Here is a 21,342-nt window from a genome sequence, read left to right on the forward strand (position 1 = left end):
GAGTTGTTCGCGGCACGGCAGACTCCGGCACGCCGGCGCCCACGATCGGGGCGGGGCGACGGAGCGGCAATGATCGCCGTTTCGACCACTGCCGCGGTGATCGCCGGCGCCGTCCTCGCCCTGCTGGTCATCCTGTCCGGCTGGGCGTTGTGGCAGGGCCTGGCCGCGCGGTCGCTCGCCCGCCGGTCGCAGGATATCGCCGCGCGCGACGCCGCGTTGCTGGAGCGATCGCCGGCGCAGCCCGCGGTCGTGCGGTCGGACGGGCGCATCGACCTGTCGCTGCAGGTGGTCGACTGGCTGGGCCTGCCCGCCGCGCCCCGTTACCTCACCGACCTCGGTGGCGCACACTACGGCCTCGATGCCGAGGATGCCGCCGCGCTCTCCGCCGATGTCGCCGCCGCGCAGAAGGCGGGGCGGCCGTTCCGCATGGCGGTGCAGGCGCGGGGATCGGCGCGCAAGCTGATGATCGCCGGCGCGCGCGCGCCCGCCGCGGCGATGGCGCCGGGCGGCGTCGTGCTGTGGTTCTCCGACGCGACCGCGAGCGAGGGCGAGATCGCGCGGCTGGCGCACGATGGCGCGATGATGACCGCCGCGTTCGACGCGCTGTCGGGCCTGATCGAATCGGCGCCGATGCCGATGTGGTATCGCGGTGCCGATCTGGCGCTGGCGATGGTCAACACCGCCTATGTCGATGCGGTCGAGGCGCGCGATGCGAACGACGCGATCGACCGCGCGCTGGAACTGGTCGAGACGACCGGGCCGGGCGGGCCGATCGCCAACGCCGCCGCAGCACGTGACACGACGATGCCGCAGACGATGGACGTGCCGGCGACGATCGGTGGCGCGCGGCGGATGCTACGCATCCACGACGTGCCGCTGCCGACCGGCGGGGTCGCGGGCTATGCGATCGACGTCGAGGAGCTGGAACAGGCGCGCGGCGGCATGAAGCGGTTCGGCGAGGCGCAGCGCGCGATGCTGGACCGCCTGTCGGCCAGCGTCGCCCAATTCGGTCCCGATCGCAGCCTGGTCTTCTGCAACCAGCCGTTCCGCCGCCTGTTCGCGATGCGCGAGGAATGGCTGCGCGATCGGCCCGAGTTCGACCGCGTGCTCGACCGGATGCGCGAGGCGAAACGCCTGCCCGAAGTCCGTGACTTCCCGACGTGGAAGGCGGAGCGGCGGGGCTGGTTCCACACCGCGGCGGGCGAGGTCGAGGAGGACTGGCATCTGTCGGGCGGCGTCCACCTGCGCGTCGTGGCACAGCCGTTGCCCGACGGCGGCCTGCTGCTGATCTTCGAGGATCGCACCGAGCAGGTACAACTCGCCAGCGCGCGCGACACGCTGTTGCGCGTCCGCACCGCGACGTTCGACAATCTCTACGAAGCGCTGGGTGTGTTCGGCGCGAACGGCCGGCTGCAAATCTGGAACCAGAAGTTCCGCTCGCTCTGGGGCTTCGACGAAGCGCTGCTCGACACGCATCCGCGCGTCGATGCGCTGGCACGGGCGGCGGCGCTGAAGCTCGAGAATCCGGCGCGGGCCAGCGCGATCGGCGATCTGGTCCGCTCGGCGACTGTCGACCGGTTGCAGCGCGGCGGTCGCTTCGTCTTCGCCGACGGGCGCCAGTTCGAATTCGCCGCGGTGCCGCTGCCCGATGGCAACGCGCTCTTCACGATGATCGACATCACCGCCAGCCGCCGGATGGAACGCGCGCTGACCGATCGCAACGTCGCGCTGGAGGCCGCCGATCGCGTGAAGACCGCGTTCGTCGCGAACATGAGCTACGAGCTGCGCACGCCGCTGACCTCGATCAAGGGGTTCGCCGAGATGCTGCACGGCGGCTATGCCGGCGCGCTTAGCGACAGCGGCGCCGCCTATGCCGAGGCGATCCTGCAGTCGGTGGAACGATTGTCGGTGCTGGTCGACGATGTGCTCGATCTGACGCAGGAGGAAAGCGTGCGGCAGCGCGTGTCGATCGACCTCGAACTGCTGGGCCGCGCCGCGGCGGAATCGGTCGTCGCGCCGGCCCGCGAGCGCCAAGTCGAGCTGGCGGTGGAGATCGCGGGCGACGCGGGCACGGTCGTAGGCGATCCTGATCGCCTGCGTTCGGCGATCGAGCATCTGCTGAGCCACGCGATCGACGCGACGAAGGAGGGCGGCCGCGTGCTCTTGCATATAGACGGCGACGATCGCGGCGCGCGGATCGTCGTGTCGGACAACGGTCCCGGCATGACGCCAGAAGTGGCGGCGCGCGCGTTCGACAGCTTCGGTCAGGGCACCATCGCCCGCGAGGGGCGCCGCGCGCTGAGCCTCGGCCTGCCGCTCGCGAAGCGCTTCGTCGAGGCGCACGGCGGCACCATCGCGCTGGTCAGCGAACCCGGCGCGGGCACGCTCGTCACGATCGATCTGCCGCGCGCGTGAGGCTCGCCGATCCGGCCGCGTCGGAGCGCTTCGGCGCCGCGCTCGCCGCGCGGGCACGGGCGGGCGATGTCATCGCGCTGTCGGGGCCGCTGGGCGCAGGCAAGACCAGCATCGCGCGCGGTTTCCTGGCGGCACTTGGTCTGGCCGGCGAGGCACCAAGCCCGAGCTTCGCGATCATCCAGCCCTATGACCCGCCCGAAGTGTCGATGAGCGTGCTGCACGTCGATCTCTACCGCATCGACGATCCGGCCGAAGCCGAGGAACTCGGCCTGGACGAGGCGCGCGAGACGTCGGTGCTGCTCGTCGAATGGCCGGAACGGCTGAACGCGGATTACTGGGCCGACGCGCTCTGGCTGACGCTGGAGCTCGACGCGGACGGTGGCCGCGCCTTGACAGCGCGAGTGCCGGCGGCATGGGAGGACCGATGGCTCCCGACATGAATCCGCCGCCAGAGGCACCCGCATTCCTCGCCCGTGCCGGGTGGGAGGATGCGGAGATCGTCCCGCTGGCGGGCGACGCCTCCTTCCGCCGCTATTTCCGTGCGGTGGGGCATGATCGCAGTGCGATCCTGATGGACGCGCCACCCCCGCACGAGGATCCAAGACCTTTCATCCGGATCGCCGAGTGGCTGGGCGAACGCGGCTTCGGGGCGCCGGCGATCCTGGCGAGCGACCTCGACCACGGCCTCGTCCTGCTCGAGGATTTCGGCGACGCCCGCCTGCGCGAGACGGTCGATGCCGCGCCCGAGAGCGAATTGCGCCTGTACGAGGCGGCGACCGACGTCCTCGTCGCGCTGCGCGATCATCCCGCCGCCGACGTGCCGCCCTATGACGTCGCGCACATGCAGGTCGAGGCGGCGCTGCTGACCGACTGGTACTGCCCGGCGATCGGCGCGGACGTGGATGTCGCCGGCTATGTCGCGGCGTGGGACGCGGTGCTGCCGCTGGCCGTCGCCGCGTCGCCGGTGACGGTGCTGCGCGATTATCATGCCGAGAATTTGATGCTGATCGAACGCGGCATGGGGCTGCTCGATTTCCAGGACGCGCTGGCCGGGCATCCGGCCTACGACCTTGTGTCGCTGTTGCAGGATGCGCGGCGCGACGTGCATCCGGATCTTGAGGCGGCGCTGCTCGATCGCTATTGCCGCATCACCGGGGCGGGGGAGGAGTTCGTCACCGCCTACCATGTGCTCGGCGCGCAGCGGAATGCGAAGATCGTCGGCATCTTCACCCGCCTGTGGCGGCGCGACGGCAAGCCGCGCTATCCCGCACTGTGCCCGCGCGTCTGGACCTATCTGAACCGCGATCTGGAGCAAGCCGCGCTGGCCCCCGTGAAGGCGTGGTTCGACGCGAACCTGCCGCCCGAATTGCGCGGCGACCCGCTGGAGATCGCGGGGGCATGACCGCGAAGACGCTCAGCCTGCGCCCCGATCCCGGCGGCCGCGTGCCCGACACCGCGATGGTGATGGCGGCGGGTCTGGGGAAGCGCATGCGCCCGCTGACCGCGACGCGGCCCAAGCCGCTGGTCGAGGTGGCGGGGAAGCCGCTGATCGATCATGTCTTCGACCGGCTGCGCACCGCGGGTATCGGGCGGGCGGTGGTCAACGTCCATTACATGGCCGACGCGCTGGAGGCGCATCTGCGCGCGCGGGCCAAGGGCGTCGACGTCACGGTATCGGACGAGCGCGGGCAGCTGCTGGAGACGGGCGGCGGCCTTGTGAAGGCACGGCCGCATCTGGGCGATGCACCGATCCTGTGCGTCAATTCGGATAATCTGTGGGTCGACGGGCCGACCGACGCGATCCGTGCGCTGGCCGCGCGGTGGGACGACGATGCGATGGACGTGCTGCTGCTGCTGGTGCCGCTGGCGCGCGCGCACTGCCACGGCGGGCGGGGAGATTTCCACCTCGACGCGCATGGTCGCATCACCGCACGGCGTGCGGCGGGGCGGCTGGCGCCGTTCGTCTATACCGGCGTGCAGATGCTGCACCCGCGCATCATCGCCGATGCGCCCGAGGGGCCGTTCTCGACCAACCTGTTCTGGAACCGGGCGATCGAAGCCGGGCGGGCGTGGGGCGTCGTGCATCAGGGCCTGTGGTTCGATGTCGGCACGCCGGCGGCGATCCCGGCGGCGGAGGCGATTTTAGCCGATGGCTGACGCAGCGCGCCTGCGTCTCTATTCCATCCCCGCGCATCGCGCCTTCGCCGACGCGCTCGTCGCCGGGCTGATGCGCCGGTACGGTGGCGATTCGGGCATGGAGCTGGCGCGCGGTATCGTCATCGTGCCGACCAACCGAACCCGCCGTGCGATCGCCGATGCCTTCGTGCGCGCCAGCGGCGGCGCGCTGTTGCTGCCGCGCATCGTCGCGGTGGGCGATGCCGAGCTGGACGAGGGCGTCGGCCCCGTCTTCGACCCCGCCGACGACGCGACGCCGATCCCGCCCGCGATCGAGCCGCTGGAGCGTCGCATGCTGCTCGCGCGGCTGGTGCAGGAGGGCGATCCCACGCTGGATGCTGGCGAGGCGGTGCGTTTGGCCGGCGATCTCGCCCGCACGCTCGACCAACTGCTGGTCGAGGAGATCGCGCCCGAGCGGCTGCGCGACGTGTCGCTGGCCGAGGGGCTGTCGCAGCATTGGGAGCGAGCGCTGTCCAGCTTCGCGCTGGTGCTCGATCGCTGGCCGGCTGTGCTCGCCGAACGCGGGCGGATCGCGCTCGCCGATCGTCGACGGCTGCTGCTCGACCGCGTCGGGCAGTCGTGGCGCCATTCCCCGCCGCCGGGGTTCGTGTGCGCGGCGGGCGTCACTTCCTCCTCGCCCTCGGTCGCGCGGCTGCTGCGCGTGATCGCGGGGCTGCAGCGCGGGATGGTCGTGCTGCCCGCGCTCGATCTGGCGATGGCGGACGACGAATGGACCGCGCTCGGGCCGCAGGCGCCCGATCCCGTCACCGGCCGCCGCCCGCGCAGCGAGACGACGCACCCGCAATATCATCTGAAGCGCCTGCTCGACCGGATGGGCGTGGCGCGCGCCGAGTTCCGCACATGGCGCGCCGCGTCGGAGGTCGATGCCCCCCCGGCGCGCAGCCGCGCGATCGCGACGGCGCTGGCGCCCGCCGACTTCACCCACGGCTGGTCGACGCTGGCGAAGGGCGACCGCAACCTCGCCGGCGTCACCGCGATCGAGGTCGCGACCCCGGCGGAGGAAGCGCAGGCGATCGCGCTCGCGCTGCGCGAGGTGCTCGAGACGCCCGAGCGAACCGCCGCGCTGGTCACGCCCGACCGCACGCTCGCCCGCCGCGTCGTCGCGCATCTTGCGCGTTGGGAGATCCGCGTCGATGATTCCGCCGGCCAGCCGCTGACGCAGACGCCGCCGGGCGCGCTGCTGCTCACGCTGGCGGAGGTTCTGTCGGGCGATGTCGCGCCGTTGCCGCTGCTGACGTTGCTCAAGCATCCGCTGGTCCGCGCCGGCGAGGGGCGGGCGGCGTGGCTGGCGGGCGTGCGCGCGCTCGACATGGCGCTGCGCGGGCCGCGTCCGCCAGCGGGGCTCTCCGGGTTGGCCACGCATTTCGCGGAAGCCGGGAGTGCGGCGGCCGAGTTCTGGCCCGAGGTCGCCGAACTGCTGTCACCCATCGTCGAGCGGTTCGCCGGGACCGAGCGACCGCTGGCCGACATGCTCGCCTGTCTGCGCGATGGCGCGACGCGGCTGTGCGGGGATGCGGTGTGGGCGCGGGCGGAGGGCCGCACCGCCGCCGAGCTGATCGCCGAGCTGGAGCATCGTGCCCCGCTCGGACCGCCGACCGTCGCCGCCGGTTCGCTGCCGGCGCTGCTGCGCACGCTGATGGACGAGGTCGCGGTGCGCCCGGCACAGGGTGGGCATCCGCGCCTCGCCATCTACGGCGCGCTGGAGGCGCGGTTGCAGACCGCCGATGTGATGATCCTCGCCGGGCTGAACGAGGGCGTCTGGCCCGGCATCCCCGCGCCCGACCCGTGGCTGGCGCCGCGCATCCGCGCCGAGCTGGGCCTGCCCGGCCTCGAATTCCGCATTGGTCTCGCCGCGCACGATCTGGCGAGCGGGCTGGGCGCGCCGCAGGTGTTGTTGACCCGCGCGCGCCGCGACGCGCGCTCGCCCACCATCGCCTCGCGCTTCTGGCTGCGGTTGCAGGCGCTGGCCGGGGAGGGCTGGGCGCGCGACGACCGGCTGGTGCACTGGGCGCGCTCGCTCGACGCCGGCGGCGTGCCGCGTCCGGCGGACCGTCCCGCGCCCGCGCCGCCCGCCGCGATTCGCCCGCGCGCCATCGCCGTCACCGAGGTCGACCGGCTGAAGGCCGACCCTTACGCCTTCTATGCGAAGAAGATGCTGCGCCTGCGCGCGCTCGACGCGGTCGATGCCGATCCCAGCGCGGCGTGGCGCGGGACAGCCGTTCATGCGATCCTGAAGGCGGCGTGGGACGAGGACGGGCTGGACCCGACCCGGCTGCGCGCACGCACGGTCGCGTGGCTGGCCGACGCCCACCCGATGATGCGCGCGCTGTGGCAGCCGCGGCTGATCGAGGCGATCGACTGGATCGCGGCCGAGATCGTCACGATGCGCGCAGACGGCCGCGAGGTCGAAAAGGTCGAGCGGCGCGGCGAGATCGTCGTCGCGGGCGTCACGCTGAACGGCACCTTCGACCGCGTCGACCGGCTGGCGGACGGCAGCCTCGGCATCGTCGACTACAAGACCGGCAAGCCGCCGAGCGCCGCGGCAGTGCGGGCGGGCTACAGCCAGCAGCTCGGCCTGCTCGGCTTGATCGCGGAACGCGGCGGGTTCGAAGGGATCGCCGGCACCGCCTCGGCGTTCGAATACTGGTCGCTGGGCAAGGGGAAGGACGGCTTCGGCTACGTCGCCACCCCGGTCGATCCGGCCGGCAAGCGCGATCGCATCCCGACCGCCGACTTCACCACCATCGCCGCCGCGAACTTCGCCGACGCCGCTGGCCGCTGGCTGACCGGCGACGCGCCGTTCACGGCGAAGCTGGTGCCGGAGTACGCGCCCTATTCGGAGTACGACCAGCTGATGCGGCGCGATGAATGGTATGGGCGTGAGTAGGAACTCTCACTCCGTTCGTGCTGAGCCTGTCGAAGCACTGTCCTTCTTTCTTCCTGCGTTGTCGCCGGAGGCACGAAGAAGGGCAGCCCTTCGACAAGCTCAGGGCCAACGGTGTGGGTGTGAGGGCGGCGCGCGCACATGAGCAGCATCGTCCACCCCCTGAAGGGTAACCAGGGCCAGGCCAGCGACCCCGACCGCCACGTCTGGCTCTCGGCCTCCGCGGGCACCGGCAAGACGCAGGTGCTCGCCGCGCGGGTCTATCGGCTGTTGCTGCGCGGGGTCGATCCGTCGGCGATCCTGTGCCTCACCTTCACCAAGGCGGGGGCGGCCGAGATGGCGAGCCGGATCAGCGGCACGCTCGCGCGCTGGGTCCGCGCCGACGACGCGGCGCTGTTCAAGGACCTCGAAGCGCTGGGGGAGGCGTCCGGCCCGGACGAGCGCAGGCTGGCGCGCACGCTGTTCGCCAAGGTGCTCGACGCGCCAGGCGGCGGCCTGCGCATCCAGACGATCCACAGCTTTTGCCAGAGCCTGCTCGCCGGCTTCCCGGTCGAGGCGGGACTGGTCCCCGGTTTCCGCCCGCTGGAGGCGCGCGAGGAGGTCGTGCTGGCGCGCGCGGCGCTGGCCGACATGCTGGTGGACGAGGAAGCTGCCGGCCGCGCGCGCGTCATCGACGCGGTCGGCGCGTTGAGCCTCAGGCTGGGCGAGGGCGGGGCGGAGGGCTTCCTGCTCGCCTGCGCCCGCGCGCCGGACGCGATGGCGGCATTGCCCAGTGGCATCCAGCCATGGCTGCGCCGCGAGCTCGACCTGCCGGAGGGCGATATCGCGCAGGTGATCGCGGCGGGTTGCGCCGACGACGACTTCGACGTCGAATCGCTGCGCCAGATCGCCGACGCCAACCACGCCTGGGGCACTGCTACGGGCGCGGGTCATGCCGGCACGGTCGAGCGCTGGCTGGCCGCCGACGTGCCGACCCGCGCCGCGACGCTTGGCGATTTGGCGGCGGTGTTCCTGACCGGCAAGGGCGAGCCGCGCAAGGCATCGGCCAAGCTGCTCGCGATCAACATCGACTATGCCGACATGGCGCTCGATCTCGGTACGCGCTGCGCCGAACTGCGCTCGCTCGCAGATCGCGCGGCCTATGCCGATCTGCTCGCCGCGAGCCTCGATGCCGGGCGCGCCTATGCGCTCGCCTATCGTGCCGCCAAGCGCCGGCTGGGCGGGGTGGATTTCGACGACCTGATCCGCGCGACGGTCGCGCTGCTCGACGTGCCGGGCATGGGCGACTGGATCCGCTTCAAGCTCGATCAGTCCACCGATCATCTGCTGATCGACGAGGCGCAGGACACCAACCCGCACCAGTGGCGCATCGTCCGCGCGCTGGCTGACGAGTTCTTCGCGGGCGAAGGCGCGCGGCCCGGCGTCGGCCGCACGCTGTTCACGGTCGGCGACTACAAGCAGGCGATCTTCGGGTTTCAGGGCACCAGCCCCGCCTATTTCGCCGACGCCCAGCGTCACTTCACGCGGGCGAGCGTCGCCTATGACGACTCCGGCGACCAATCGGTTCGCCTCAACGCCCTATCCCTCACCAGCAGCTTCCGCTCGACCCGCCCGATCCTCGAATTCGTCGACGCCGCGATCGCGGCGCTGCCGGCGCCGGGTCTGGGTGTCGAGGAACGCGAGCCGCATGCCAGCGAAGTCCCCGGCCCCGGCGCGGTGACGTTGTGGACGCCGACCGTCGTCGGATCGGACGGCGACGGAGAGGCGGAGGAAGGCTGGATCGACGACGCGACGCTGGCCCACGCCCGCCGCATCGCCAAGGCGGTGAAGGGCTGGATCGGGACGCTGCCGCTCGACGCCAAGGGGCGGATGCTGGCGCCCGAGGACGTGATGATCCTCGTCAAGCGGCGGGGCGACCTCGCCGCGCTGATCGTCGCGCGTCTGTATGCGGAGGGCGTGCCGGTGGCGGGCGTCGACCGGCTGCGGCTGAACGCGCCGCTGGCGGTGCAGGATCTGCTCGCCGCGGTGCGCTTCGTGCTGCAGCCCGACGACGACCTCAGCCTCGCCAGCCTGCTGGTGTCGCCGATCATCGGCTGGACGCAGGACGAGCTGATGCATGCCGCGCTGCGCGAGCGCGGCAGCCTGTGGCGTCATCTGCGGGCGACGCAGGATGCGGCACGGCTGGCGCCGCTGACCGACCTGCTGGGACAGGCCGATTTCTCGACGCCCTATCGCTTCCTCGAATCGATCCTGTCCGGCCCGCTCGACGCGCGGCGCAAGCTGCTGGCGCGACTGGGCGAGGAGGCGCGCGATCCGATCGAGGAACTGCTGGGGGCGGCGCTGGCGTTCGAGGGCAACGGCACGCCGTCGCTGCAGCGCTTCCTCGACTGGTTCGATCGCGGCGATGTCGAGATCGTGCGCGATCCGTCCGCCCCGCTCGACGCGGTGCGGGTGATGACCGCGCATGGCGCGAAGGGGTTGCAGGCGCCGCTCGTCATCCTGGCCGACGCCACCGCCGATCCGGCGAACGCGCGGCGCGATATCGTGCGCTGGCCGGTCGGGGAGCATGAGCTGCCCATCTTTCGCCCGCGTGCCGCCGAACGCGCCGGATCGCCGCTGGACGCGGTCATCGCCGAGGCCGAGCAGCGCGAGCTGGAGGAGCATTGGCGGCTGTTCTACGTCGCCGCGACGCGCGCCGAGGAGTGGCTGGTCGTGACCGGCGCGCTGTCGCCGCGTGCGAACGGCGTGCCGCCCACGGCGAGCTGGTATGCCGCCACGGCCGCCGCGCTCGATGCGCTGCATGTGCCGCCGGGGGAGGGCGAGCGCGCGTTCCTCGGCACGACGCTTGCCGCACCGGCGAAGCCCGCGCCGCCGCGCGCTGCCGTCCCCGCCGGAACGCCGCTGCCCGACTGGGCCCGGCAGCCTGCCCCGCAGGAGGCGCGCCCGCCGCGTCCGCTCAGGCCGTCGTCGATCGGCGACGATGCGGTCGCCGATCCGCCGCCCACCGCCGCGATGCGTGCTGCCGCCGAGCGCGGGCGGCTGCTCCACGCGCTGTTCGAACGGTTGCCGGCGCTGGCGCTGGATCTGCGTGCCGCGGCGGCCGATCGCTGGCTGGCGGAGGCGGGGGGTGTGGAGAACGCTGCCGTTCGCGGGGGTATCGTCCGCGACGCCTGCGCGATCCTGTCGGACCCGCGCTTCGCCGCGCTGTTCGATCCCGCAGCGCTCGCCGAAGCGCCGATCGCGGCAACGGTCGGCGGCGCGGTCATCTCAGGCACGGTCGATCGCCTGCTGGTCACGCCCGACCGCGTCCGCGTGATCGATTTCAAGACCGGCCGCCGCGTGCCCGGCGCGATCGCCGACATCCCCGACTATCATCTGAAGCAGATGGCCGCCTATGCCGCCGCGCTCTCCGTCATCTTCCCCGGCCGCGCGGTCGACGCCGCGCTGCTCTACACGGCGGGGCCGGCGCTGTTCGAACTTGATGCCGCGACGCTCGCCGCGCACAAGCCAGTGTTGGCCGCGGCGGAGCAAAGCTTGCCCTCGCGCGCTTGAGCCGCACGCCGCGCGACCCTAGATCGCCATACGTAAAAGGAGACCGGCCATGGCCACGAAGCAGATCACCGACGCGACCTTCCACGACGACGTCATCAATTCGGACAAGCCCGTGCTGGTCGATTTCTGGGCCGAATGGTGCGGGCCCTGCAAGATGATCGGGCCGAGCCTGGAGGAGATCAGCGAGGAGCTGGGCGAGCAGGTGACGATCGCCAAGCTGAACATCGACGACAATCCCGACGCGCCGGGCCGCTACGGCGTTCGCGGCATCCCGACGATGATCCTTTTCAAGGGCGGCAACCCGGCGGCGACGAAGGTCGGCGCGGAGCCCAAGGGCCGGATCAAGGCGTGGCTGGAGGGCGAACTCGCCTGAAGGCCTGCGCGCGCGGCGGTCGGGCGTGAGGGCGGCGGGAACTGGTTAACCCGTTCCTAACCTTGCGGTTTTAAGCGGTCATATATGTCGATCGCTACGCGGCACCTTCTGTCGTCCCTGATACGCACGTTCGGCCTCGGCCGCGGAGAGGCTGCCCTGCCGGGCGAGCTCGTCATCGCGCAGATGCGCGCGGCGCGCCGGGGCTATCCGCTGACGTTCATCGGTACGATGATCGCCGTCGTCGCCATCGTGCATTCGAGCGAGACGGACGTCGAACTCCTGATCGCCACCGCCCTGCTCGTCGGCATTTCGCTGTTCGCGCTGTGGCGTTGGCGTCAGGAGGTGGTGTCCGACTGGGCGAGCATGAACGATCGCCGTGCGATCCTCGCCGTGGCGGGTCAGGCGCTGGCGACGTCGATCGGCTGGGGCTGGCTGATGTCGATCGCGTTGCGCGATGCGGGCGCGGTCGACCGTCAGATGGTGATGTGCGTCATCGTCGGCGTCATGTCGGTCGGCGCGCTGACCGTCGCGTCGCTGCCGCTGGCGAGTCTCGCCTTTCTCGCGGGGTCGATCCTGGTCATCGCGATCGATGTCGTGATCGCGGGCCTGCCGCCAGCGACCTTCATTCTGCTGCTGGTCTTCGTCGTCCTGCTCGCCCGCTCGATGATGGCGCAGGCGAAGCTCATCTCCGCGAACTTCCGCGTCGAAAACGACCTCGCCTCGCTCGAACACGAACGCCGTCTGGCGATCGATCTCGCCGCCAGCGTCCGCGAACGCGCCGATCTGGCCGAGGCGACCGCGGCGCAGGCGCGACGCGAACGGATGATCGAGACGCGCCGCTCCGACATGGTCGCACTCGCCGAACGCTTCGAACGCTCGGTGGTCGCCGCGGTGGGTGCGCTGAGCGGCGCGGCCGACGAGGCGCAGACCGCCGCCCACGCGCTCGCGGACGCCAGCAGCACCCGCGCGCAGGAGGCGCAGGTCATCGCCGGCACCGCCCGCAGCACCAGCAGCGCCGCCCAGTCGATGCGCGCGACCGCGGAGGATCTGTCGCGCTCGGTCCAGGTCGTCGCCGCCCGCGTCGCCGATCAGGAGCGCGTGACGACGGCGGTGGCGCAGGGCACCCGCGACAGCGAACGCGAAATCATCGAACTGATCCGCAATGCCGGAGAGATCGGCACCATTGTCGCGCTGATCGGGGAGATCGCCGGCCAGACCAACCTGCTCGCGCTCAACGCCACGATCGAGGCCGCGCGGGCGGGCGATGCCGGTCGCGGCTTCGCGGTCGTCGCGACGGAAGTGAAGAACCTCGCCGCCCAGACCCGCCGCGCCACCGGCGAGATCGATAGCCAGATCGCGGCGATGCAGGCCCGCGTCTCCGCCGTCGCGCAGGCGATCGACGCGACGCTGGGGCAGGTCGGGCAGGTGTCCACGCTCGCCGCCGCCATCGCGGCTGCCACCAACGATCAGGGGCGCGTCATCCGCGCGATCGACACCGCCGCCCACCGCGCCGCCGACGGCACCAGCGTGCTGGCGACCGACGTCGAAACCGCCGCCCAAACCTCCGCCACTACCCGCGACCGCGCCGATGCGGTGGCGACGTCGAGCGCCGCGATGGTCGTGCAGGTCCGCGCGCTGGCGACGGAGACGCATGCGTTGCTGGCGGATCTGCGGGCGGCCTGAGGGGGCGGGGGCGGGAGCCGGCAAACGGCGATGTTTGGTAGTTAGCTGCCGTTGAGGTGAAGTGCCAGGTCACGCACGCTGGTGACGAAGCTCTTGCGAAAGAACTGGCCGATCTCGTCTACTTCCGCTCGTTCGGCCGCTGAACCGGGCTCAAACCGAACGTGATCCACGTCGCGCCCAACGCAGACCTGACGCCCTCCAAGCACGTGTTCGGACTGGCTCTCTATTCCGAGAAAGGCGATGACCGGATCGTCCAACGACGAGCCACCGCTATCAACTCATAGGTTTAGAACGCTACGGCAGGCGAGGATCAGGTCTGAATTATCAAGTTGGTCTTGGTCGACCAAAGCTTGGAGATCCAAAACTAACTGTCGAAGCTCGACCTTAGCCTGCTCACATTGTGCGGCATCCATACACATCGCTCATGGAAACCCCTACTGCGACCGTTCGCAAGTGGGCGATAGCGGTCATTGCATTATAGCTCCGACCCTTAACTCCGATAATCCGCATTGATGCTGATGTACCCATGCGTCAGGTCGCAGGTCCAGACCGTGGTCCGCCCGTCGCCGAGATACAGCTCCACCCCGATATCGATCTCGCTGCCCTTCAGATGCGCCGCGACCGGCGCTTCGTCATATCCCGTGACGGCCAGTCCGCCCTCGGCCACCTGCGTGGTGCCGAAGCGGATTGCGAGCTTGTCGCGCTCGGCGGGTTCGCCGGCTTTGCCCACCGCCATCACGATCCGTCCCCAATTTGCGTCCTCGCCGGCGATCGCGGTCTTCACCAGCGGAGAGTTGGCGATGCTCATCGCGATGCGGTGCGCTGAGCGGTCGCTTTCGGCGCCCTCGACGGTGATCGCGATCAGCTTGCTGGCGCCCTCGCCGTCGCGCACGACCAGATGGGCGAGCTGCATGCACAGGTCCGACAGCGCCGCGACGAACGCATCCGCCCCCGTATCGTCGCTGTCGCCGATCGGCGCATTGCCTGCCGCACCGGTCGCGAAGGCGAGCACCGTGTCGCTGGTCGAGGTGTCGCTGTCGACGGTGATGCAGGAGAATGTCTTGGTGTTCGCGGCCGACAGCGCACGTTGCAGGAATTCGGGCGTCACCGCCGCGTCGGTGAACACGAAGCCCAGCATCGTCGCCATGTCGGGCGCGATCATGCCCGATCCCTTGACGATGCCGACCAGTTCGACGGTGCGGTCGCCGACCACCGCGCGCGTCGTCGCGACCTTCGCGAAGGTGTCGGTCGTCATGATCGTTTCGGCGGCGCTGACCCAGTCGCACGGCGGCGCGGCATAGGCGGCGTCGAGTCCGGCTTCCGCCTTGTCGATGGGCAACGGTACGCCGATCACCCCGGTCGAGGCGACGAAGACATCCGAGGGCGCGCAGCCCAGATGTGCCGCCGTCCGCGCCGCGATCGCCTCGACCGCCGCGCGGCCACGGTCGCCGGTGAAGGCGTTGGAATTGCCCGCATTGACGACGAGCGCCCGCGCGCGTCCCAGCACCAGTGCCTTGCGGCACCACTCGACTTCCGGCGAGGGACAACGGCTCTGCGTCGTGACGCCAGCCACCGCCGTGCCCTCGTCCAGCGTGACGAAGGTCAGATCGCAGCGATCCCACGCCTTGTACCGCGCCCGCGCGACGCGGCGCGTGACACCGGCGATCTCGGGCAGGGCGGGAAGGGCGGCTGGGGCGAGGGGGGAGCGGGTCATGGGAGCGTATCTAGCCCGGCATCTCAAACACGCAATTGACGAATGACAGCTCGAAACGTCATCCTCCTGCGGAGGCATGGAATGCTCAGAGCAAGCACAGAGAGGTTCAATGCTGTTGTTCGCCATCCTCGCGCAGGTCTATGCGGCAGCGCCCCTGACGGAACCGACGAGTTGAATCTCACTGGCGGACTATCCGACTGAGGCTGTTGCGCAAAAGCGTGAAGGTACCGTCGCGGTCCAACTCGATATAGCTCAGGATGGTCATCCGTCGAATTGTACCGTGGTTGCAAGCAGCGGCACCGAAACTCTCGACCGGGCGACATGCACCGCATTGGCCACACGCGCGCGGTTCGCACCGACTCGTAAGACGTGGAAGCTCGATCGAAAAGTCACTTGGAAGCTGCCGAAGGTGCCGGATGGGCCGTTTCAGCCTACCGAGCCGCTGAAACTGACGCGAACGACGATGAACGACACCGCAACCGCTGTCGAGGTGACGACGGACGGTGATGGCCGCGTCGAGAAATGCGCGGTGAGCGGCTCGAAACCCTCGGATTATGATCCATGCGCAAGTACCCCGGTCGGCGCGAAGATCCATCCCGGTTATCGAAGAAACGGAAAACCGGTACGGTCGGTCAGAACGATGCGCATGAGCGTGCAGACCCGCTTTCTGGATTGATCGATTTTGTCGATCGTCATCGCGGTGCCTGACGGCCAAGTAGACCGCCGCGGATGTTAACCCTCACTGCTCCATAGGTCGATGGCTGGCGGTGCGAATCCGTTGGACGCTACGCGCGCGGAACCCTATGTCCGCGCGAGACTACGACGGACGCGCGCGCTTGAACCTGTTTCTTCTTCTGACGGCGATGCTGTCCGCGCTGACCGGTGTCGGTCGCGCGGTCGATGCGGGTGCGCGGGTGGAAGCGAGCCGGGTGGTGGCGGTTGCGCAGGCGGTGGTGCCGTCTGCGGCCAGCGACGTCGCGCCACGCCCTGACGGCTATGTCGCGCCCGAACCGCTGGTCCTCGACCTTGCCTATGCCCGCGCCGCCGCGCCGCGCGTGGTGCCGGAGCGTCGGCGCGAATAGCGCCCCCACGACGCACCTTTCCGACCTGTTTCTCCCGCGGCCTCATGCATCGCCGCGCATCCATCATTCGAAAGTCACCCCTATGCTCGGCGGTTTTGCCAAGGCCCTGTTCGGCTCGTCCAACGATCGTTACGTCAAGTCGCTGAAGTCCGTCACCGATCGCATCCTCGGCTATGAGCCGACGTTGCAGGCAATGGACGACGCCACCCTGTCGCAGCAGACGGCGCGCTTCCGCGAGCGGCTGGCGAACGGCGAGACGCTCGACCAGCTGCTGCCCGAGGCGTTCGCGACGGTGCGCGAGGCGGCGGTGCGCGTGCTGGGGATGCGTCATTTCGATGTGCAGATGATCGGCGGCATCGTGCTGCATCGTGGCGAGATCGCCGAGATGCGGACGGGCGAGGGCAAGACGCTGGTCGCGACGCTCGCCACCTATCTGAATGCGCTGCCCGGTAAGGGCGTCCATGTCGTCACGGTCAACGACTATCTGGCGAAGCGCGATGCCGAGTGGATGGGGCAGGTGTACCGCTTCCTGGGTCTCACCGTGGGCGTCATCGTTCCCAACCTCGCCGACCACGAGCGGCGCGAGGCCTATGCCGCGGACATCACCTACGGCACGAACAATGAGTTCGGCTTCGACTACCTGCGCGACAACATGAAGTACGACCGCGCGTCGATGACGCAGCGGCCCTTCGCCTATGCCATCGTCGACGAGGTCGATTCGATCCTGATCGACGAGGCGCGCACGCCGCTCATCATCTCCGGCCCGACCGACGACAAGTCCGAGCTGTACCTGCAGGTCGATGCCGTCGTGAAGCGGCTGGCCGACAGCGATTACGAGAAGGACGAGAAGCAGAAGTCGATCATCCTGACCGAGGATGGGACGGAGAACGTCGAGCGGATGCTGGAGACGGCGGGGCTGCTCCAGGGCGCCAACCTTTACGATTTCGAGAATACGCAGGTGGTCCACCACACGAACCAAGCGCTGCGCGCGAACATGATGTTCAAGCGCGACACCGATTACATCGTGAAGGACGGCAAGGTCATCATCATCGACGAGTTCACCGGTCGCATGATGGACGGGCGACGCTGGTCGGATGGCCTGCACCAGGCGGTCGAGGCCAAGGAGGGCGTGACGATCGAGCCCGAGAACCAGACGCTCGCCTCGATCACCTTCCAGAACTATTTTCGCATGTATCCGAAGCTGAGCGGCATGACCGGCACCGCGGCGACCGAGGCGGCCGAATTCTTCGACATCTACAAGATGAACGTCGTCACCATCCCGACCAACGTCAGCGTCAAGCGGGTCGACGAGGAAGACGAATTCTACAAGGACACGCAGGACAAGTTCCGCGCGATCGCCAAGAAAATCCGCGAACATGCCGAGACGGGTCAGCCGGTGCTGGTCGGCACCGTGTCGATCGAGAAGTCCGAGCTGCTGAGCGAGTTCCTGAATCAGGAAGGCGTGAAGCACGAGGTGCTGAACGCCCGCTTTCACGAGAGCGAGGCGCATATCGTCGCGCAGGCCGGGCGGCTGGGCGCGGTCACCGTCTCCACCAATATGGCGGGTCGCGGCACCGACATCAAACTGGGCGGCAACGTCGAATTCCGCGTCGATGACGAGCTGCGCGACATGCCCGCCGGCCCGGAGCGCGACGCCGCAATCGCGAAGATCACCGAGGAAGTCGAGGCGGAGCGGCAGCAGGTGCTTGCCGTCGGCGGGCTGTTCGTGCTCGGCACCGAACGGCACGAAAGCCGCCGCATCGACAACCAGCTGCGCGGGCGTTCGGGCCGTCAGGGCGATCCGGGGCTCAGCCGCTTCTACCTCAGCCTCGACGACGACCTGCTGCGCATCTTCGGTCCGGACACGCTGTTCGCCAAGATGATGCGCAACAACCTGACCGACGGCGAGGCGATCGGCAGCAAGTGGCTGACCAAGGCGATCGAGACCGCGCAGAAGAAGGTCGAGGCGCGCAACTACGACGTGCGCAAGCAGGTCGTCGAATACGACGACGTGATGAACGACCAGCGCAAGGTCATCTACGAACAGCGCGCCGACATCATGGATGCCGATACGGTCGGCGACGTCGTGATCGACATGCGCGCCGAGACGGTCAACGGCATCGTCGGTGACGCCTGCCCGATCGGCAGCTATCCCGAGCAGTGGAACGTCGAGCAGCTGAAGGAGCGCTCGACCAATCTGCTCGCCGTCACGCCTGAGATCGAGGCGTGGATGGAGGAGGACGCGATCGACCCGGAGATCGTCGAGGAGCGTATCCGCGAGCGCGCCGACGCGGTCGTCGAGGCGAAGTCACGCGAGCTGGACGAGCAGACCTGGACCGGCATCGAGAAGTCGATCCTGCTCCAGAACCTCGACCATCACTGGAAGGAGCATCTCGCGATGCTCGACGCGCTGCGCCAGGTTGTCCACCTGCGCGCGTACGCGCAGAAGACGCCGATCAACGAGTATAAGCAGGAGGCGTTCGCGATGTTCGAACGCATGCTGAGCGTGATCCGCGAGGACGTGACGCGCACGCTCGCCTACGCCCAGTTCCGCCTCGCGCCGCCGCCGGGCCTGCCCGACCTGCCCGATTTCATCACCAGCCACATCGACCCGTTCACGGGCGAGGACAATTCGGCCGACTGGGATGCGGGCACCGCCGGACTCATCCCGCAGACCCTGCCGCCGCTGTCGATCCCGCAGCCGAATGCGGCGGACCTGGGCGAAGACCCCGAAAGCTGGCGCGGCGTCGTCAACCGCAACGCGCCGTGCCCGTGCGGGTCGGGCAACAAGTACAAGCACTGCCACGGTGCGCTGACCTGAGGGGCGGGGCGGTGGCGTACGGCTGACCCCGCATCCGCCGTCAGCCTCACCTCCGCGGGAATGATGCGTTGAAAGCGTAGGGGGCTACCCTTTGTCACCCCCGCCCGTGCGGGGGTGACGTCTTCATGCAAAGCCCGGACACGAAAAAAGGGCCGTACGCTCCCGCGTACGGCCCTTTTCGTTCATATGACCGCAGATATTACCGGCGCCGATCTTCCGGCAACTGGATGCTCGGTCCCAGCCGGTCGACGACATCGCGCGCATCGAAGGCACGGACGTTGCCGGCGGGCTTCGGACCACGGCCGACGATGATCTCGGCCGACGCCTCGTAGCGCTCGACGGTGCGGACATCGACGCCGCGATCCCAGAACGGGTCGCCGAAGAACGGGTCCCAACCGCGCCAGCCGAAACCGCGGCCGTAGTAGCGCCACGACGGACCCCAATAGCCGAAGCTCGAGAACCCGCCCCAGCCGCCACCAAAGCCCGGCGTGGTGTAGGTGCGCTGCTGCTTGTCGAGATCGCGGTTCGCCAGAATGAAGTGGTCGTAGCCGCGGCTCAGCGTCAGTTCCGCCGCACGGAACAGCAGGTAGCGTTCGACCCGCTCACGCGAGGTATAGCTGTTGCCGGCAAAGGTGACGGCGAAGCGATCGCGCTCGATCTGCTGGTCGCTGAAGCCATCGCGGTTGAAGCCGTTACCGACGGCCGGACGATAGGGAGTTGGGCCAACACAGGCCGACAGCAACGTCGCACCGGCGAGGGCAGCGGCGAACACGGCCTTGCGCCGCATTCCGCCGTTTATCAAGGGCTTGGCAATCATTCTGCATCTCCGTCGCCCATCCGATACGGACGGCCGATCTATCCAAAGCAACGCATGTCGGGCGGATTGTGTCCGGCCGGCGCCTTGCGCATTCCAGCGATTAACCGAGCCTGGCTTGCGGCAGGCTGAACGGGTCAGGCGATCCGCTCCGGCACGGCATTGGCGTCGTCGACCAGCCGCGTGGCCGGAGCGACCGCCTCCCATGGGAACACGAACCAGTCCTTCGTTACCCGTCGGTCGAAGCTGTCGGCGGCGTAGTCGATGCGCTGGTCCGACGATGTATTGTCGAGCAGCACCGCGAAGCGCGCATTGGCGGCGTCCGCGCCGGCCGCGGCCATCTGCGCGCGGATCGCGGCGATGGTACGGCCCGAATCGTTGATGTCCTCGACGAACACCAGCCGCTCGCCGTCGCGCGTCCGCCTCGCCAGCGTCTCGATCAGCGCGGCATTGAATTCCGGGATCGGCGTCGAGAAATCGATCGACACCATGGGCATTCCCGTCGCGTGACTGAGGAACACCGCCGGGGTCAGCCCGCCGCGCCCGACGCCGACCAGCAGCGTTGCGGCCCAGTCGTCGTCGCGCAATTGCGCGGCGAGCGCCAGCACGCCCGCGACGAAGCGATCGTGCGTGAACGGCGTCAGCGTCGGCGTCATGCCGCACCCTCCACATAGGCGTCGAGCCGCGCCAGATGCGCCGCCACCGCCGCGTCTGGCAGGAACGACCCCAGGAAGCTGTTGCGCGCCAGCATCGTCAGTTCCGCGCGACCCAGCCCGCGCGCCGCAGCCGCCTGCCGGTAATTCTCCGCGACATAGCCGCCGAAATAGGCGGGATCGTCCGAATTGATCGTCGCGCGCAGACCCTGGCGCAGCATCGCGTCGATCGGGTGCGCGTCCATCGATGCGACGTTGCACAGCTTCACGTTCGAAAGCGGACAGACTGTGAGCGTCATCCCTTCGCGCGCCAGCCGTGCGGTCAGCGCCGGGTCTTCGAGACTACGGTTGCCATGGTCCAGGCGATCGATGTGGAGCAGGTCCAGCGCCTCGTAGACATATTCGGGCGGCCCTTCCTCGCCGGCATGGGCGACCAGCTTCAGCCCCTTCGCCCGCGCGGCGGCGAACACGCGCGCAAATTTCGACGGCGGATGGCCGACCTCGGAGGAATCGAGCCCGACGCCGGCGATCCGGTCGAGCCAGGGCTCGGCCTCCTCCAGCGTCGCGAATGCCTCTTCCTCCGACAAATGGCGCAGGAAGCACAGGATCAGCGCGGAGGTCAGGCCGTGGCGCTGTTCGGCTGCGGCCATGCCGTCCAGCAGCCCCTCGACCACGTCGGCCATCGGGATGCCGCGCGCGGTGTGCGTCTGCGGATCGAAGAATATCTCGGCATGCACGACGCCGTCCGCCGCCGCCCGGTCGAAATAGGCGACCGCGAGATCGTGGAAATCGGCGCGGGTGCGCAGCACGTCGGCGCCCGCGTAATAGATGTCGAGAAAGTCCTGCAGGTTCGAGAAGTCGTACGCCGCCCGCACCGCCTCGACGCTGTCGTAGGGGATGGCGACGCCGTTGCGCTCCGCCAGCGCGAACATCAGTTCGGGCTCCAGGCTTCCTTCGATATGCAGATGGAGTTCGGCCTTGGGCAGGCCGGTGATGAAGGCGTCGATGTCGGTCATGCCCGCGACTGTTGCAGCGCGGGCGCCGCGGCGCAACATCGATATGGGCGGAAAAAGGACCGCTGGCTCCCTGAGTAGGATTCGAACCTACGGCCGCTCGATTAACAGTCGAGAGCTCTACCGCTGAGCTATCAGGGAA

Annotated in this window: 16 protein-coding genes, 1 tRNA gene and 1 pseudogene; 12 read left to right on the forward strand and 6 right to left on the reverse strand. The window is 69.3% G+C overall.

Annotated elements, in window-relative coordinates:
• Positions 1-69: 69 nt before the first annotated feature.
• From ACX40P_RS06530 to ACX40P_RS06565, 8 genes are all read left to right on the forward strand, one after another.
• Complete coding sequence (locus tag ACX40P_RS06530; protein ID WP_459125517.1) at positions 70-2,415, forward strand: sensor histidine kinase; 2,346 nt, start codon at positions 70-72, stop codon at positions 2,413-2,415.
• Positions 2,412-2,855, forward strand: a complete 444-nt coding sequence (gene tsaE / locus ACX40P_RS06535; protein WP_459125518.1) for a tRNA (adenosine(37)-N6)-threonylcarbamoyltransferase complex ATPase subunit type 1 TsaE — start codon at positions 2,412-2,414, stop codon at positions 2,853-2,855. Before ACX40P_RS06530 ends, tsaE begins: the two co-directional genes overlap by 4 nt.
• Positions 2,852-3,817 (forward strand): aminoglycoside phosphotransferase family protein, encoded by a 966-nt coding sequence (locus ACX40P_RS06540; RefSeq protein ID WP_459126022.1) that lies wholly within the window; start codon positions 2,852-2,854, stop codon positions 3,815-3,817. The genes tsaE and ACX40P_RS06540 overlap by 4 nt, the downstream gene beginning before the upstream one ends.
• The gene (locus ACX40P_RS06545; RefSeq protein ID WP_459125519.1) at positions 3,814-4,572 is read left to right on the forward strand and encodes a nucleotidyltransferase family protein; all 759 of its coding nucleotides are present in this window, start codon (positions 3,814-3,816) and stop codon (positions 4,570-4,572) included. The genes ACX40P_RS06540 and ACX40P_RS06545 overlap by 4 nt, the downstream gene beginning before the upstream one ends.
• Positions 4,565-7,498, forward strand: a complete 2,934-nt coding sequence (gene addB, locus ACX40P_RS06550; RefSeq protein WP_459125520.1) for a double-strand break repair protein AddB — start codon at positions 4,565-4,567, stop codon at positions 7,496-7,498. The genes ACX40P_RS06545 and addB overlap by 8 nt, the downstream gene beginning before the upstream one ends.
• A 138-nt stretch (positions 7,499-7,636) precedes the next feature.
• Complete coding sequence (gene addA, locus ACX40P_RS06555; RefSeq protein WP_459125521.1) at positions 7,637-11,047, forward strand: double-strand break repair helicase AddA; 3,411 nt, start codon at positions 7,637-7,639, stop codon at positions 11,045-11,047.
• Positions 11,048-11,096: 49 nt separating this feature from the next.
• Positions 11,097-11,420 carry a thioredoxin gene (trxA, locus tag ACX40P_RS06560; RefSeq protein WP_459125522.1) on the forward strand — a complete coding sequence of 108 codons (324 nt, stop codon included), beginning with the start codon at positions 11,097-11,099 and terminating at the stop codon, positions 11,418-11,420.
• A gap of 84 nt (positions 11,421-11,504) precedes the next feature.
• Positions 11,505-13,103 (forward strand): methyl-accepting chemotaxis protein, encoded by a 1,599-nt coding sequence (locus ACX40P_RS06565; RefSeq protein ID WP_459125523.1) that lies wholly within the window; start codon positions 11,505-11,507, stop codon positions 13,101-13,103.
• A 41-nt stretch (positions 13,104-13,144) separates the two neighbouring features.
• Here the strand turns inward: ACX40P_RS06565 and ACX40P_RS06570 are convergent, their stop codons facing one another.
• On the reverse strand, positions 13,145-13,360 hold the full coding sequence (locus tag ACX40P_RS06570) for a hypothetical protein (protein WP_459125524.1): 216 nt from the start codon (positions 13,358-13,360) through the stop codon (positions 13,145-13,147).
• 233 nt (positions 13,361-13,593) lie between these two features.
• Positions 13,594-14,817: a bifunctional glutamate N-acetyltransferase/amino-acid acetyltransferase ArgJ gene (argJ, locus tag ACX40P_RS06575; RefSeq protein WP_459125525.1), complete on the reverse strand. Its 1,224-nt coding sequence runs from the start codon at positions 14,815-14,817 to the stop codon at positions 13,594-13,596.
• Positions 14,818-14,998: 181 nt separating this feature from the next.
• Here argJ and ACX40P_RS06580 point away from each other — a divergent pair.
• The 4 genes and pseudogenes from ACX40P_RS06580 to secA form a co-directional block, all read left to right on the forward strand.
• A pseudogene (locus ACX40P_RS06580) lies at positions 14,999-15,199 on the forward strand (energy transducer TonB); the annotation flags it as partial.
• 81 nt (positions 15,200-15,280) lie between these two features.
• Positions 15,281-15,493 carry a hypothetical protein gene (locus ACX40P_RS06585; RefSeq protein WP_459125526.1) on the forward strand — a complete coding sequence of 71 codons (213 nt, stop codon included), beginning with the start codon at positions 15,281-15,283 and terminating at the stop codon, positions 15,491-15,493.
• Between the two features lie 160 nt (positions 15,494-15,653).
• Complete coding sequence (locus ACX40P_RS06590) at positions 15,654-15,899, forward strand: hypothetical protein (RefSeq protein WP_459125527.1); 246 nt, start codon at positions 15,654-15,656, stop codon at positions 15,897-15,899.
• An 82-nt stretch (positions 15,900-15,981) separates the two neighbouring features.
• On the forward strand, positions 15,982-18,720 hold the full coding sequence (secA, locus tag ACX40P_RS06595; protein WP_459125528.1) for a preprotein translocase subunit SecA: 2,739 nt from the start codon (positions 15,982-15,984) through the stop codon (positions 18,718-18,720).
• A gap of 199 nt (positions 18,721-18,919) precedes the next feature.
• On the opposite strand, the gene ACX40P_RS06600 is transcribed toward secA, so the two are convergent.
• The 4 genes from ACX40P_RS06600 to ACX40P_RS06615 form a co-directional block, all read right to left on the reverse strand.
• Positions 18,920-19,507 carry a CC0125/CC1285 family lipoprotein gene (locus ACX40P_RS06600; protein ID WP_459125529.1) on the reverse strand — a complete coding sequence of 196 codons (588 nt, stop codon included), beginning with the start codon at positions 19,505-19,507 and terminating at the stop codon, positions 18,920-18,922.
• Positions 19,508-19,671: 164 nt separating this feature from the next.
• A complete protein-coding gene (locus ACX40P_RS06605; RefSeq protein ID WP_459125530.1) occupies positions 19,672-20,190 on the reverse strand; it encodes a phosphoribosyltransferase in 519 nt (172 codons plus the stop codon).
• Positions 20,187-21,203 (reverse strand): adenosine deaminase, encoded by a 1,017-nt coding sequence (locus ACX40P_RS06610; RefSeq protein ID WP_459125531.1) that lies wholly within the window; start codon positions 21,201-21,203, stop codon positions 20,187-20,189. The genes ACX40P_RS06605 and ACX40P_RS06610 overlap by 4 nt, the downstream gene beginning before the upstream one ends.
• A 63-nt stretch (positions 21,204-21,266) precedes the next feature.
• A tRNA-Asn gene (locus ACX40P_RS06615) sits at positions 21,267-21,341 on the reverse strand.
• Between the last annotated feature and the right edge of the window lies 1 nt (position 21,342).

The organism is Sphingomonas sp. RS2018 (genome assembly GCF_054489605.1).